This window comes from Vibrio sp. JCM 18905, assembly GCF_055393305.1.
The window spans coordinates 962,577-977,271 of the sequence record NZ_AP043879.1 but is presented as its reverse complement, the minus strand read 5'-3'; the positions used below and the strand labels follow the sequence as shown (position 1 = coordinate 977,271).

The following is a 14,695-nucleotide window of genomic DNA, read 5'->3' as shown; positions in this document are numbered from 1 at the left end:
GAACAATACTATTTCTAAGTTACTCAATAGTTCTTAACTATGGCACTTCACAAGAGTGAGACTGTTGAGGTAAGTTGGAGTGAAAGACAACGGTGAGGAGACACAATGAGTAAACCATTACGAGAATTGCTCAGCCTACTACAACTCGAAAAATTAGAAGAAGGCTTGTTTCGTGGCCAAAGTGAAAACCTAGGTTTGCCTCAAGTGTATGGTGGCCAAGTGATTGGGCAAGCGCTTTCTGCTGCGCGCTACACCGTTGAAGAAACACGCGCGGTGCACTCCTTCCATAGCTATTTTTTGTACCCTGGCGATCCAGAAAAGCCCATCATTTATGATGTAGAAAACCTAAGGGATGGCCGTAGCTTCAGCACCAGGCGCGTTAAGGCGATTCAAAATGGACGCCCTATTTTCTACCTAACGGCGTCTTACCATGGCGATCAACCTGGGTTTGATCATCAAAAGGAGATGCCAGACATTCCTGGCCCAGAAAACTTCGCCTCTGAGAGTGAGCTTGCTAGCCATATAGCCGAATTCCTGCCAGAGCGACTACGCAAAACATTTTGTGGTGAAAAGCCAATTGAAACCCGTCCTGTTACGGTCATCAACCCCCTAAAGCCCAAAAAAGCAGAGCCTAAACAGTATCTTTGGATTCGTGCCAATGGTGAAATGCCAGAGAACCTGCTTATACATCAGTACCTGTTGGCCTACGCATCAGATTGGGGATTCCTCGTGACAGCAATGCACCCACATGAAGTGTCATTAATGACGCCAAACTTCCAAGTTGCCACCATTGACCATTCAATCTGGTTCCACCGTCCGTTCAAAATGGATGAATGGTTGTTGTACGCGATAGAAAGCCCAACAGCGAGTAATACTCGTGGGTTAGTGCGTGGCGAAATCTATAACCAGCAAGGTCATTTAGTGGCAACCGCAGTGCAAGAAGGTGTAATGCGCTATACCAAGTAACCGCTAAACCCTAAACGACAAAAGGAGTGCTCAGCACTCCTTTTTTGTGGGTATCAAACGATAATTAATTTGGTTGATACTTCATAGTAATGACCGACCATTCGTAAAGTGATTTCGGGTAACCGTATTCGCTTTTCCCGTAAACGACATTTGGGTCAGCATAGAATCCACCTTTATCCGTTGCTAAAAATTCACGCACCCCACGACGGTAAGTAATGATTGGTGCAGCCAACTCATACTCTATGTCTTCCAAATTAGAATCATCAATCACTAAGAACCGAGTCATACGGATAGTGCTACCGCTGGTGCAATACCCTGGATCATCATAACCAATTGCATTAAAAGGCTTAAGGTCATCAGCAAATAGCTCTGATGTACATCCATCGAATCGAGCAACATGCACCCACGCTGCCTTTTCTTGTCTTCGGTCATCGCTACCAACTGGCTTAAACATAAATAGCACAACCTTACCTTTACCGTGTTTTTGCAACTCGTCATCCGTCGGTTCACGTACCGAACGCGAACCCAAGATACCAAATTCACTCTCTTCTAAATTGGCAAACTGTGGGGCACTAAGCGTGCTCACAATAACGGTTTGTTCGCTATTAAGTTGTGTGTATTTATCTGCAACACCCGACTCTGCCAAATCGACACTAACCGTGACTTTTGTTCTTGGTAACGCTTTGTAATCTCGCGATTCACTCTCAGAGATATCTAGAGCAATAGAATGGTATTGAGAGTAATTGGTTAGCGTCAACTCTGCATTCGCATTGTCTAACGTGGCAAGATCTTTGCTCACAGTATCGCCAAATGAGTAAGTTCGAGTACCGACCGTTCTACCGAAATCTAAGTCAATTGCCTTGAAAGGCGTAAACTCAACGGTTTGAAGTTTCGTGGTAAGACCGGGATGATCCGCTTTATTAATGGTGCCGTTAACCAATACGGTTTTAGTTGTATAGTTACGTGCAGTTAGCGTCACTTCTAATTGGTACTCGCCTGCGTGCAAAACCTTCAAACGCCCCGTTTCAGAAGAGGCTAACTCAACCACAGGATCTTTTTGGTTAATAAGACGATAGCTGGCTTTCGCCTCTCCTCCACTCATCACTGGTGAGATAATAGTACCCGCTGAAAAGTCTACCGTTGGATAAGCAATCGATACAGGGTTTGTGCCCTGTTTGATCGTAACAGAGAAACTGCTTTCACCCGGAGTAAATTTATCGTCCCCTGCATCCGATACAACAACTCTTGTGCTGCCAGCATTGAGGATGCGCATCTCGCCCGTTTTGCTGTCTAGGGAAACCACATCCGTTGCTGCATTTTCTGCAAATCGATACGAAACTTCGCCAACCGTACCAGAGATGGTCGGTTTTTGAACATAAGGCTGGCTGGTTTTCCAAGTCTCTTCCACATCGGATTGCACATCAATCCGACTCGGCGCACTAAGAATATTAACGTACACTTTCTGATCTGGACCCGCAGTATAATTCGCGCTCTCCTGTCTGCGAACTGTTAACGTCGCTTTACCCGCTTTGTAAACATAGGCACGTCCATCCGCAGTAACCTCTATAACATCTGTAGCAGTGTTATCAACGAGTTCTACATGATCGTTACTTGTACTTAAACCAAAGTCACGACGAAGATCAAAGCTATAGTCTTTGCTATACACCATTTCATAATCTTGTGTCACCATGGCTTGTCCCGCAGCTTTCGCTACTTTGATGACTACATTAAACTGAATTGGTTGATATAAATCCCCACCATCATCTTCAAACTTAAGACGATATTCACCAGCCGTCTCTACTTCTAACTTGCCATCGGTCATTCTTAAACCGTCCGGTAAACTACCGACTAGGCTTACGTTGCCTTTTTGTCCTGAAAATGCCAAAGGAATTGAGAGGCTAGGCTGATAAATAAGCGACATTTCAATGTCGTTCATCACTGGATGAGGCGCGCGATTAACTTCAACATTGAAGCGAGCTTTACTTGCAGGATAATTACGCATTTCATGCTCGTAGATTTCAACTTCAGCCGTACCTACACCTTTGATCAGCAGTGCTTCACTGCTCATAGACTTAGCGATAACATCTGTGCCGCTAATAATTCGCAGTGAATAGTCGCCGCGAGCATTCGTCACCTTAGGGAAAATTCGGCCACCTTCCTCATAAGTTTTCACAACATCCGCTACGCTGATTGTTTCGCGTTGACCTTGTTTTACATCCACAACAAATTGCGCCGTTTGCTGCTTATCTAAAAAGGCATCGCTGTAAGTTGCTGTCGCTTCAACGGTTAACTGCCCAACATTATGAACAAGGAGCACACCTGACTCAGGGTTGAGTAACTCGGCAACTTTGTTGTCTGGTTCGCTGCGAATGATTTTGTATGTGATGCTTTGCGTTTGAGCTTTATCTAAACGTGCAGGTTCTAACGTCAGCCCTTCTCTATATTCGTCTTCCAGCAAGGCGAATTGAAGTTGCCCGGATGCTACTCCATGAAGCTTCACCGTCGCGCGAACTTGCTTCGGCAGATAAAGCTCGTTACCTGAGTCAGTAATCAGTACCGACGCCTGACCAATTGAGCCTAATGAATATACCGAACCGTTCTGATCAACCCGAATCAAGTTATGACCACTTTCTACTTCATAACTCAATTCACCTTTTTGGCCACGAACGGTCAGCGCTTTCCCTTCAGATTCGATTGCATTGAAGTTTAGATCACTAACCGAAAGGTCTGTGTTAATACCTCGTTCCACAGTGATAGAAAATCGTGCTTCAGAGGATTCATAAGCAGAACTGCTATCCGTAGCCAGAATTGTTGCCGTTCCTGGACGCAAAATTTGTAGCATTCCAGAGTCATTAATTTTCACAACATTTAGCGGATTAGAGTCAATGACTTGATAAGACACCGAGCCATGTACATTGCTCAATTTTGCCTCTGTAACGGTTCCCACGCCCTCAAACTTCAATACCGTGTCTTCAGCTTTTAACTGTGGACGACTCTGCTTTGTTATCGTAGTTGGTGTCTTTGTATTGTTCGTTTTAGAGTCACCTCCACCACCACAACCAGCGAGTAAAGCCGCAAGAAAAAGCAAATAATATTTTCTGTTCATTTTTAGAAACACTTTGTCACAAATAAGTGCTAGCGATAATAATACGATGTTTTATTAATCACTATATCCATTTTTGAGTACTTTATTACTTAAGTATTTGCTACTGTATTACGCATAAAAATAAATGTTCAGAAGTGGTGACTAAAATACACAAAACAACACAAAGCAAACGTTTAAATTAAACCAATTGATTAATTTAGTAAGAATGAATATTCAACAAAAATAAAACACGAAAAATAAAGAGAAAAAATTGCGTTATTTTTTCATGCATTTTGCTGTATTAGCGCTTGGTGGAGGATAAAAAACAAACAGTTAATGCGGAAATAGAAGAGAGAATAAATATCGTTTATATTTATTCCAACCCAGTAAAAAGTAACTTAGTTAGAATAACCCTGCTACCTGTTAACATTTAAAATGCTAACAGATAGAGTAACCATTAAATAAAATTCGTATAAAGCTATTTAGTTGAGAAGTGGTAACTCAGTCGTATATTTAATGGATTCCATAGCAAATGTTGAAGTCACATTAGACAGTCCCTTTACACTATTAACTAAGCGCTTATAAAACTCGTCAAAACACTTCATATCTTTGACTAGCACTTTCATCATGTAGTCATACTCGCCGGCCATACGATAAAACTCCATCACCTCAGGGAAATCACTCACTGTTGTGACAAAGTGGTGATACCAATCTTCGGAGTGATCGATGGTTTTTAGCTGAACAAAAGCGATAAAAGACAGGTCGAGTTTTTCTGCACTCAGTAACGCCACACGCTTTTCGATGTAGCCTTCTTCTTCCAACCTTTTCAAACGCTTCCAACATGGCGTTGTTGTCAGATTAACCTGCTCTGCTAACTCATTTAATGACAAGGTGCTGTCGGTTTGTAACAACGCAAGCAGCTGCTTATCGACTCGATCCAAACTCATCCTATAAAACCCACAAAGTGTAGAAAATATTTCTATCAAAATAGTCATTACCAGCAACTATAGCAAAGTTTTTCTCTCATATTATAGGTAAATTATTCCCATCTAATGCTTATCTATCGATTTCCAAGGAGAGACGCCATGTGTACTGACCACAACTGGATCAACAATGCAGTGCGTAAAATTGAAGCAGACTTTCAACGTTCTGCTGATACTCATTTATTTAAACTAGAACTGCCTTCTCTTGATGGTATCGATATCTACCTAAAAGATGAGAGCACGCACCCAACAGGCTCTCTGAAACACCGATTGGCACGCTCGTTGTTTCTTTATGCGATTTGTAACGGATGGATTGGTCCTGAAACCACAGTGATTGAAGCGTCCTCAGGCAGCACTGCCGTTTCAGAAGCGTATTTTGCTCGCTTGCTTGGCTTACCGTTCATTGCCGTTATGCCGAAAACCACCGCACGTAAAAAGATTGAACAAATTGAGTTTTACGGTGGTAAAGCGCATCTTGTAGAGCGCTCAGATCAGATTTATGACGAGTCTCGACGTTTGGCTCAAGAGTTAAATGGCCACTACATGGATCAGTTTACTTATGCTGAACGTGCGACTGACTGGCGCGGCAACAACAACATTGCGAACTCTATCTTTAGCCAAATGGAGCTAGAAGATCACCCAATTCCTAATTGGGTAGTAATGAGCCCAGGAACTGGTGGCACGTCTGCAACCATTGGCCGTTTTATTCGTTACCAAAAATACGACACCAAACTTTGTGTCGTAGACCCTGAAAACTCGGTGTTTTACGACGCTTTCCAGTCAGGTAATCACTCATTAAAAGGTGAGACCGGCAGCAAAATTGAAGGCATTGGTCGACCACGTGTCGAGCCAAGCTTTATTGCAGGTGTCATTGATGAAATGCGCAAAATTCCAGACGCTGCCAGTGTGGCAACTGCACATTGGGTTTCTCAACTGATTGGGCGTAAAGTCGGTGCATCAACGGGGACGAACCTCTACGGTGTGCTTCAACTGGCCTGCGAAATGAAACAACGCGGTGAAACAGGCTCTATCGTGACACTTTTATGTGACTCTGGTGAGCGTTACTTAGATACGTATTACGACTTAGCATGGGTAAAAGAGAACATCGGTGATATTCAACCTTACCTCGCGCAACTTGAAGTCATTCAAGCGAAAGGCTGTGTCGAACCTGCATGTTGCGGTCCAATTACCGCTTAATATGTAAATTCGAATGTAAAAAAACAGCCCGCTGATGTGCGGGCTGTTTTTTTTTTGGAAATGAGTATTACTTTTTCTGACGCGCTTCAAACGCCGCCAATTGTTCTGGCGTTGCCGCTGGCTGATGATTTTGTTTCCATTCATCGTAAGTCATGCCGTAAACACGTTCGCGAGCGTCATCAATATCTAAATCCACACCGAGATTTTCCGCTTCAGCTTTGTACCATTTGCTAAAACAGTTGCGACAGAAGCCCGCAAGGATCATGAGGTCGATGTTCTGCACGTCTTTATTCGCGTCTAAATGCGCCAATAAACGACGAAATGTCGCCGCGTCTAACTTATCTTGTTCTTCTTGAGTCAGATTTTTATATTTGAATTCAGCCACTTTCCTTTCCTTCTCTCTTATTTGATTGACGTTAATCACCATACCGAATAGTAAGTTTTCCAGCCAAGGAAGTCTGCTTTAGCGCAACAATTCTCAGTCTAAATGACTACCTTTGCGTAAAAACTGATATGATAAACGCCATCTATCTTATTGATTAAATTAATATTAACACAACTCATTACAACGGTCTTTTACAAAGGTTATCGTCAAGTTATGAAAAACGCCATTCTATTATTGTCTGCCTTGACCATCAGTGTGCCGACTTTTGCTGCTCAAGAACAAACTCATCAATCTTATTTTTATCTGGGTACTGGTAACGTCGGTTTTGATACACCCTATTTTGGCTCAGACAGAGACAATGAGTGGTCCACACCACATATCACTGTTGGTTGGGGCTATCATGTCAATCAATACCTTGCGTTTGAAGGTGTGCTTCGCTATTCCCAAAACGAACTGAAGAACGACAAACTGAAAACAGATTTGGATTTGCACTATTACCAAGCGGGTATGTCAGCTGTATTGACCAGTGATAACCTTGGCGATACGCCACTTTCTTTGTTCGGCCGCGTGACCGCGTTAGGGACTCAGGCAGAAATGTACGTTCCAAACCAACAAAAAGTCACAGATGATTCAGGAGCACTATTCAATATCGGTGCTGGTGTCCATTGGGATATGAGCAAAGACATCTGGTTGCGCGCAGAGTACATCTATAATGTCGCAGATATGGGCTTTGAAGATTTTTACGACAGCTACGAAGGTGTGCAAGTTAGCTTAGGGAAACGCTTCTAACATTAGATAGCACCAAGTTACCAGAATTGAAATACAAACAAGCCGAGGTTTTTACCTCGGCTTGTTTTACAATCTACGGAGTGTCATCAGTTACTGAACGGAGAACTTTTCTGTTGTCTCTTGATTCACATGGCTACTTGGTTGACCGGCATCGAGAGAGTGTAAAATGCCATCTTGACGATCTTTTAGTGCATTCGTTAACGTCGGAAGTGCAGTGGTCGCTAACAACGCCATAACACCCGCAACTAAAACCATTTCTACCATGTAACTACCACGTACTTTTTTCAAGAGAACACCTCAAATAATAATAGGTATATGCTGCTTTCCCGGCATGACACCTAACAAGACCCGACATTCAGTCAATACGATGAGCGAGTCCTGTGCCCCTCGAAGAAGTGGCGAAATAATAAACAAAAATAATCATTAGATCTATAAGTAATCACTCTCAATATAAAAAAACACCGAACAACAGTTGTTCGGTGTTTTCAATCAAAGCTTTACGTACAGCGTCTAAGGGTGAGCAATACGGCCTTTTGTATCGTGGCTAAGTGCTTTGTTCAATTCTGCTTCTACATGACCTGGCGCCTGTGTTTTCGCCGAAATCAATCGGTACATAGCCGGGATGACAAACAAGGTCACCAATGTCGCAAATCCCATCCCGAAAAAGATCACGGTACCCACGGCAATACGGCTCTCATAACCTGCCCCTGTCGATACAATCAACGGGATAGCACCAGCAAGCGTGGTAAATGCTGTCATCAAGATCGGGCGTAGACGTCGCGCAGCTGCATCAATAACCGCTTTTTCGAATTCAACACCACGGTCACGTAACTGGTTGGCAAATTCGACAATCAAAATGCCGTTTTTCGTCACCATGCCGATCAACATGATCATGCCGATCTGGCTGTAAATGTTCATGCCTTGCCCCATCACAACCAAGCCAAGGAAGCCACCAAATACGCCCATCGGCACCGTAAACATCACCACTAACGGGTTCACGAAGCTTTCAAACTGAGCCGCCAACACGAGATACGCCACAAGCAATGCCAACGCAAATACGACAGCAACACTCGCTTGGTTCTCTTTAAAGTCTTTTGACTCGCCAGAATAACTCACCGAGATGTCACCTGGTAAGTTGTCTATCGCTTGTTGATCAAGGTAATTCAGCGCGTCTCCTAATGTGTAGCCTTCTGACAGATTAGCCGTAATAGTGATGGATTTCTGTTTGTTGTAGTGAGATAGACGAATAGAAGCTGCCACTTCTTCAATTTTAGTGACCGCGTCTAACGTCACTAACTGCCCACTATTAGTTCGCAGATAAATCTGGCTTAAATCCGCTGCATTATTAAAGCTGTTTTCATCACCACGAAGATACACATCATATTCTTCGCCACGCTCAACATAAGTCGTTTCACTTTTACCACCAAGCATGATTTCTAGCGTATCAGAAATGTCTTTGACACTGACCCCTAGTTCTGCGGCACGCTGTCTGTCGACCGTAACCAATAGCTCTGGCGTTTTCTCTGAGTAATCGATCTCAGCACCTTCCATCATTGGCGATTCTTCTGCTTTGTTTTTCAACATTTCAGCCCAGACGAGAAGTTCATCGTAATCAGAGCCACCTAATACAAACTGAACAGGCTCACTCGAACCACCTTGGAAACCAGGCATGAATGGGAACACTCGAACATCAGGTATGCCAGCCAGTGCGCCACGCACTTTGTTAAGCGCTTCCTGAGCTGTTACATCTCGCTCGTTCCAGTCTTCTAGAATCATGATAACAAAGCCGGTTTGATCGCCTGCCTGTCCACCAAATGCAGGCGTTTGGATACTAAACGACTTCAGATACCCTTGCCCAAGTAATGGCATCAATCGTTCTTCAACAATGTCCATATTGGCTGACATACGATTGTATGACGTGGCATCAGCCCCGCGCACAAACGCAAACATCACGCCGCGATCTTCTTGAGGGGTCAACTGGGCTGGCACTTGGTTCATCAAGAAGTAACTGCCGCCCAAACACGCCAGAATCACCAGCGGTGCAGCCCAACGCATTTTCAATGCGCCTTTCAATAATGAGCGGTAACCACTCTCCAGTTTACTAAATAGGCGATCGACCACTTGATTAAATCGATTTGGTTTTACATTCGCCTTCAAAATCTGACTACCCAATACAGGAGTTAATGTTAGGGCGATCAAAGACGAGAAAATCACAGACATCGCCAACAAGACAGAAAACTCAGTAAATAGCAGACCTACCATGCCATCCATAAAAGAAATCGGCAGGAATACCATCACCAGCACTAGCGTTGTCGCGATAACGGCAAAGCCTACTTCCCGCGTACCTTTATAGGCCGCAAGCAAAGGCGATTCACCACGTTCGATATGGTGGAAGATGTTTTCAACAACCACAATCGCGTCATCCACTACCAAGCCGATAGACAGGATCAGCGCCATCAAGGTGATTAAGTTGATAGAAAAGCCAAAGTAATAAGCGGCAATGAACGAAGAAATCAGCGATACCGGAACCGTAACAGCTGGGATCAAGGTTGCACGAGCTTGACCAATGAAGATGTACAACACCAAAATGACCAAACCGCCCGTAATAAATAGCGTGCTATACACCTCTTCTATCGAGCGCTCGATAAACACCGTCGCATCGTAGTCGATAGCAAGCCGCGTCCCTTCCGGCAAGAACTTCTGGATGTTATCAACTTCAGCTCGAACTAATTTTGCTACTTCTAGCGGGTTCGCATCAGACTGAGGAACAACCCCCAAACTAACATTGACGACGCCATCGCTTTTAAAGGTCGAGTTTTCGTTCTCTGCACCGATAAAAACATCAGCGACATCTTTCAAATAGATAGGCGTGTTGTCGCTTGCCCTTTTAATCACGAGGTACTGAAAATCTTCCGGCGTGTTATAGCTACGCGCTGTCCGTACCGACATGACTGTCGAATCATTACGAACTTCACCACCCGGACTTTCTAAGTTTTCACTTCGCAGTGCCGATGTAATGTCCGAAGCCGTGACTGAGCGCCCCGCCATCAGCTCTGGCTTAAGCTTCACGTACATCACCTTGTACAAACCACCAGAGAGATCAATGGAGCTCACCCCAGAGATCAAGCTAAAGCGATCCATCAGTACACGTTCTGCATAATCCGTCAATTGAGTGCGGTCCATCTCTGCAGAGCTGAGGTTAATATAGAGGGAGGCCTGACCTGAACCGTTATTCTTGTAGACAATTGGATCGTCCGCTTCATCAGGTAGCGAACGTTGAGCGCGAGCCACCGCGTCGCGAACATCACTAACACCCGTATTGAGATCGTAACCTAGCTCAAAAGTGATCGTGATACGCGAACTGCTGTTTCGCGTCGTCGAACTGATCTCATCTATTCCGCTGATGCCTGAAAGCTGATCTTCTAATACAGAAGTAATTTGACTCTCGATGATCGTCGCGGAAGCGCCCTCGTAACGCGTACTAATGGAAACGACCGGACTTTCAATGTCCGGCATTTCTCGCACCGCTAGTTTCGTAAAGGATACAAAGCCAAATACACACAGCAGCATACTCAATACCAACGCTGCGACTGGGCGTTTTACAGAAACGTCAGAAAGTAACATTAGTTTGCTTCCTTAGCCGCTTCGTCTTGCGTGCTTTGAACACCTTGATTACCAGTTGCGTTAGCTGTTTCTGACTTTCCTGGTGCGACAATTTCCTTAACTTCAACACCATCTCGCATATTAACGATGCCCTGTACAACAATTTTGTCGCCAACTTCAACGCCTGATTCAATAACGACTTCGTTATCGACACGAGCACCGAGAATGACTTCTTGTCGAGTCGCTTTATTGTTGTCATCGATGACGTATACGTAACGCTTGGTGCCAGAGTATTCTAGTGCTTGAACCGGGATAATTGGCGCTTCAATCGCAGGGAAGGCCAATGATGCATTCATTAACATGCCCGGCTTTAAGCGGTTTTCAGGGTTTTCAAACTCAATACGTACACGCAGGTTCAGCGTTTCTGCGCTGATTCGCGTATCAATGCCTGTGACTTGACCAGTAAACGTCTGTTCACCCCATGCACTGGTTTTGGCAATGACTTCCATACCAATAGAAAGCATCGATAAATAGCGCTCCGGTACTTGTAAATCCAGCTCCATGACGGAAAGGTCATCCAAGGTCAACAGCTCTGTACCCGCGCTAACCATTTTACCGCGACTAAAATCGATGAAACCAACAGTGCCAGAGAACGGCGCCGTAATATGAAGATCGGCCAAATTTGCTTGAGCGGCGTCCAGCCTTGCTTGTGCAATTTCAACGCTTGCTTTTTGTGCGTCGATCTCAGTTTGGGTGATAGCATTTCGCTTAACCAAACGTTGAAACTCTTTTAGCTTACGTTGTTCATCTTTAAGGTACGCCTTTGCCTCAATCAAAGCAGCTTGAGCCTTATCATCATCCAACTTGATTAACAGTTGACCTTGTTGGACATTTTGATTCGCTTTAACAGCGATTTGATTCACTTTGCCGGCGACTTCCGATGCAACAACCACAGACTCCGCCGCTTCTAATTTACCGATAAGCGATAAGGATTGATTGATCTCGTGCGTTTCTACTTGTTCAGTTACGACGGTAACTGCTGAGCCTCGCATAGCTGCGAAAGCTGATGGAGAACTCATTAATATAGAAAGCGTTAAAACAGATAACGATAACGTGGCTTTCATGCTCATGATATTGACTTCTAAACGAATAAACTTATGTCATTAAACTGCTTACATTTTATCAGTAGATACGTGGTTTAACGTCAAGTAGTGTAAATTCAAGTAAAAAGAGCGTTTCTCTTCTGTTCAAAGGACACACAAAACGCTGACTTTCTACCATCTTTGCCCAAAAAGACAGCATTCAACGTAAAAACACAAGAAAAACGCTTTACAGCCTGAGCGAGTTTGCTATGATTTGCTCCGCACTTGGGAGATGAGTTGGGAAAACATCTTGCTAAGTATAAAAATCCTCTGGAGGGGTTCCCGAGTGGCCAAAGGGAGCAGACTGTAAATCTGCCGGCACTGCCTTCGATGGTTCGAATCCGTCCCCCTCCACCATATTCTTTCTTGTGTTTTTCCTTTAAACATAAGAACAACTTGGAAGCTAGGTTGGGAAACTATCATTCAAGTATAAAACACCCTGGAGGGGTTCCCGAGTGGCCAAAGGGAGCAGACTGTAAATCTGCCGGCACTGCCTTCGATGGTTCGAATCCGTCCCCCTCCACCATATTCTTTCTTGTGTTTTTCCTTTAAACATAAGAACAACTTGAAAGCTAGGTTGGGAAACTATCATTCAAGTATAAAACACCCTGGAGGGGTTCCCGAGTGGCCAAAGGGAGCAGACTGTAAATCTGCCGGCACTGCCTTCGATGGTTCGAATCCGTCCCCCTCCACCATATTCTTTCTTGTGTTTTTCCTTTAAACATAAGAACAACTTGAAAGCTAGGTTGGGAAACTAATTTTCAAGTATAAAACACCCTGGAGGGGTTCCCGAGTGGCCAAAGGGAGCAGACTGTAAATCTGCCGGCACTGCCTTCGATGGTTCGAATCCGTCCCCCTCCACCATATTCTTTCTTGTGTTTTTCCTTTAAACATAAGAACAACTTGAAAGCTAGGTTGGGAAACTAATTTTCAAGTATAAAACACCCTGGAGGGGTTCCCGAGTGGCCAAAGGGAGCAGACTGTAAATCTGCCGGCACTGCCTTCGATGGTTCGAATCCGTCCCCCTCCACCATATTCTTTCTTGTGTTTTTCCTTTGAACATAAGAACAACTTGGAAGCTAGGTTGGGAAACTAATTTTCAAGTATAAAACACCCTGGAGGGGTTCCCGAGTGGCCAAAGGGAGCAGACTGTAAATCTGCCGGCACTGCCTTCGATGGTTCGAATCCGTCCCCCTCCACCATATTGAAAAAGCCAGCTCATTGAGCTGGCTTTTTTCGTTTCGGATTCTTGATAAAGTAACAAGACCTTCCTTATTTAACCCAACTTCTTCGCGGTTCTCCCTCTGTTGGATCCTACTTTAACAACTGGGCCAAAGCGAATCTCCTATGGCCAAAGTTCGGATCTGGTCGTTGTAATACAAACAATGTACTAGCACTTTGTCCTTGTTTTATCGCAATGACCATAATGTGAATGCTAAAAACATTCAGTAAAGCACTTGAGGAGTAGCTAGCAAAAAAGATATTCGGCAGAGTTAAGCGCGAGCCATGATGAAGACTCCACCTGGCAGGTTTTATAAAAATATCTTTCGTAGATACAAACGACAGATACAAAAAATCCCGCAGGGGGCGCGGGATTTTTATTAGTGACTAAATTGGTTTAAAGGTGACTAGCCTTGAATACCAACAATTAACCATGGTGCATTAGGCACAGTCAGGTCACGCTCTAGGTGCCAGATATCTTCAATTTCTTCTTCAACACCTTCTACTGTGTCACGGTAACGACCGCTAAACTGCAGGCTAAGCTGTGCTTTATTTGCATCGTAATCGGCACGGACGATCTCTGCATCAACGTACATTACATCAGTATGCTGATCACCGTCGAGCTTCGCGCGCTCTGCTTTCAGATCTTCAAACAAGCTTGGAGAAACATATTCTTCAATGGTTTCCAGTTGATTGTGATTCCACGCTCCTTGCAGGATTCGGTAGTGTTCACGAGAGCCGTTAATGAACGCTGCTTGGTCAAAGCCCGGTGGGTAGTTATGTGGTACGTCCGTTTGAGCGCCGAAACCACCAAAGCCACCATTATTTGTGTTTGGCTGTTGCTCAAAGTTTTGCATGTTTGGTTGCTCAAACTTAGATGCGTTACCACCAAATGCAGGTTGCTGGCGATGCTGGTTCATACTGCCCTGCTTCGCACCTAGCATACCGCGCATTAATTTAAAGATGACAAAGGCAATCAAACCAATAATTAAGATATCCATAAACTGGATACCTTCAAAAGCACCGCCAAAGAATGCAGCAAGTAGACCACCAGCAAGAAGTCCGCCTAGCAGACCACCCATTAAGCCTTTTTTACTTGAAGACTTTGCCGTCTGATCTTTGCCGACCGTATTGGTGTTTTGTTGCTGTTGTTTTGGTGCTGGCGCTGTTTTGTAGCTCTTACCGAAAGACTTACTGCCACCAAACTTCTTCGCTTCCGCGATAGGCGTTACAGCAACGGTAAACATCAACAGAGCAACAATAGAAAATAAACGTTTCATCGTTATCCTTAAAGTTAGCTATCTAAGATTGTGCTCTATCAGAC

10 protein-coding genes and 6 tRNA genes are annotated in these 14,695 nt (G+C 44.2%); 9 read left to right on the top strand and 7 right to left on the bottom strand.

What is annotated here, in order from left to right:
* Positions 1–105: 105 nt before the first annotated feature.
* Entirely contained in the window at positions 106–966 is an 861-nt protein-coding gene (gene tesB / locus ACZ5ZC_RS12785) for an acyl-CoA thioesterase II (RefSeq protein WP_005390581.1), read from the top strand.
* Positions 967–1,030: 64 nt separating this feature from the next.
* Here the strand turns inward: tesB and ACZ5ZC_RS12780 are convergent, their stop codons facing one another.
* Entirely contained in the window at positions 1,031–4,072 is a 3,042-nt protein-coding gene (locus tag ACZ5ZC_RS12780) for a cadherin repeat domain-containing protein (protein ID WP_395200626.1), read from the bottom strand.
* A gap of 461 nt (positions 4,073–4,533) precedes the next feature.
* The gene (locus ACZ5ZC_RS12775; protein ID WP_005390577.1) at positions 4,534–4,998 is read right to left on the bottom strand and encodes an Lrp/AsnC family transcriptional regulator; all 465 of its coding nucleotides are present in this window, start codon (positions 4,996–4,998) and stop codon (positions 4,534–4,536) included.
* 138 nt (positions 4,999–5,136) lie between these two features.
* Between ACZ5ZC_RS12775 and ACZ5ZC_RS12770 the strand changes: the two genes are divergently transcribed.
* Positions 5,137–6,231: a PLP-dependent cysteine synthase family protein gene (locus ACZ5ZC_RS12770; protein ID WP_005390576.1), complete on the top strand. Its 1,095-nt coding sequence runs from the start codon at positions 5,137–5,139 to the stop codon at positions 6,229–6,231.
* Positions 6,232–6,298: 67 nt separating this feature from the next.
* Here ACZ5ZC_RS12770 and ACZ5ZC_RS12765 read toward each other — a convergent pair whose 3' ends face one another.
* Complete coding sequence (locus tag ACZ5ZC_RS12765; RefSeq protein WP_005390574.1) at positions 6,299–6,616, bottom strand: DUF1244 domain-containing protein; 318 nt, start codon at positions 6,614–6,616, stop codon at positions 6,299–6,301.
* A 213-nt stretch (positions 6,617–6,829) separates the two neighbouring features.
* Here ACZ5ZC_RS12765 and ACZ5ZC_RS12760 point away from each other — a divergent pair, with 213 nt between their 5' ends.
* A complete protein-coding gene (locus ACZ5ZC_RS12760) occupies positions 6,830–7,405 on the top strand; it encodes a porin family protein (RefSeq protein WP_012842010.1) in 576 nt (191 codons plus the stop codon).
* 90 nt (positions 7,406–7,495) lie between these two features.
* Here the strand turns inward: ACZ5ZC_RS12760 and ACZ5ZC_RS12755 are convergent, their stop codons facing one another.
* From ACZ5ZC_RS12755 to ACZ5ZC_RS12745, 3 genes are all read right to left on the bottom strand, one after another.
* Positions 7,496–7,693, bottom strand: coding sequence for a type II secretion system protein (locus ACZ5ZC_RS12755; protein WP_054867711.1), 198 nt, complete (start codon positions 7,691–7,693; stop codon positions 7,496–7,498).
* Positions 7,694–7,915: 222 nt separating this feature from the next.
* Positions 7,916–11,029 (bottom strand): multidrug efflux RND transporter permease subunit VmeF, encoded by a 3,114-nt coding sequence (gene vmeF / locus ACZ5ZC_RS12750; RefSeq protein ID WP_104971437.1) that lies wholly within the window; start codon positions 11,027–11,029, stop codon positions 7,916–7,918.
* Positions 11,029–12,138, bottom strand: a complete 1,110-nt coding sequence (locus tag ACZ5ZC_RS12745) for an efflux RND transporter periplasmic adaptor subunit (protein ID WP_104216570.1) — start codon at positions 12,136–12,138, stop codon at positions 11,029–11,031. The genes vmeF and ACZ5ZC_RS12745 overlap by 1 nt, the downstream gene beginning before the upstream one ends.
* A 284-nt stretch (positions 12,139–12,422) precedes the next feature.
* Here ACZ5ZC_RS12745 and ACZ5ZC_RS12740 point away from each other — a divergent pair.
* The 6 genes from ACZ5ZC_RS12740 (at position 12,423) to ACZ5ZC_RS12715 (ending at position 13,352) form a co-directional block, all read left to right on the top strand.
* A tRNA-Tyr gene (locus tag ACZ5ZC_RS12740) sits at positions 12,423–12,507 on the top strand.
* An 84-nt stretch (positions 12,508–12,591) separates the two neighbouring features.
* Positions 12,592–12,676 (top strand) — tRNA-Tyr (locus ACZ5ZC_RS12735).
* A gap of 84 nt (positions 12,677–12,760) precedes the next feature.
* Positions 12,761–12,845 (top strand) — tRNA-Tyr (locus ACZ5ZC_RS12730).
* A gap of 84 nt (positions 12,846–12,929) precedes the next feature.
* Positions 12,930–13,014 (top strand) — tRNA-Tyr (locus ACZ5ZC_RS12725).
* Between the two features lie 84 nt (positions 13,015–13,098).
* A tRNA-Tyr gene (locus ACZ5ZC_RS12720) sits at positions 13,099–13,183 on the top strand.
* Between the two features lie 84 nt (positions 13,184–13,267).
* Positions 13,268–13,352 (top strand) — tRNA-Tyr (locus ACZ5ZC_RS12715).
* A 426-nt stretch (positions 13,353–13,778) separates the two neighbouring features.
* Here the strand turns inward: ACZ5ZC_RS12715 and ACZ5ZC_RS12710 are convergent.
* Positions 13,779–14,651, bottom strand: a complete 873-nt coding sequence (locus ACZ5ZC_RS12710) for a Tim44 domain-containing protein (RefSeq protein WP_048626164.1) — start codon at positions 14,649–14,651, stop codon at positions 13,779–13,781.
* Positions 14,652–14,695 lie beyond the last annotated feature (44 nt).

What these genes read in the sequence shown, in the direction of transcription:
- ACZ5ZC_RS12710 (WP_048626164.1), bottom strand. Translation starts at nt 14,651, where the DNA reads ATGAAACGTTTATTTTCTATTGTTGCTCTGTTGATGTTTACCGTTGCT.
- ACZ5ZC_RS12780 (WP_395200626.1), bottom strand. Translation starts at nt 4,072, where the DNA reads ATGAACAGAAAATATTATTTGCTTTTTCTTGCGGCTTTACTCGCTGGT.
- ACZ5ZC_RS12770 (WP_005390576.1), top strand. Translation starts at nt 5,137, where the DNA reads ATGTGTACTGACCACAACTGGATCAACAATGCAGTGCGTAAAATTGAA.
- ACZ5ZC_RS12775 (WP_005390577.1), bottom strand. Translation starts at nt 4,998, where the DNA reads ATGAGTTTGGATCGAGTCGATAAGCAGCTGCTTGCGTTGTTACAAACC.
- tesB (WP_005390581.1), top strand. Translation starts at nt 106, where the DNA reads ATGAGTAAACCATTACGAGAATTGCTCAGCCTACTACAACTCGAAAAA.
- ACZ5ZC_RS12745 (WP_104216570.1), bottom strand. Translation starts at nt 12,138, where the DNA reads ATGAGCATGAAAGCCACGTTATCGTTATCTGTTTTAACGCTTTCTATA.
- ACZ5ZC_RS12760 (WP_012842010.1), top strand. Translation starts at nt 6,830, where the DNA reads ATGAAAAACGCCATTCTATTATTGTCTGCCTTGACCATCAGTGTGCCG.
- vmeF (WP_104971437.1), bottom strand. Translation starts at nt 11,029, where the DNA reads ATGTTACTTTCTGACGTTTCTGTAAAACGCCCAGTCGCAGCGTTGGTA.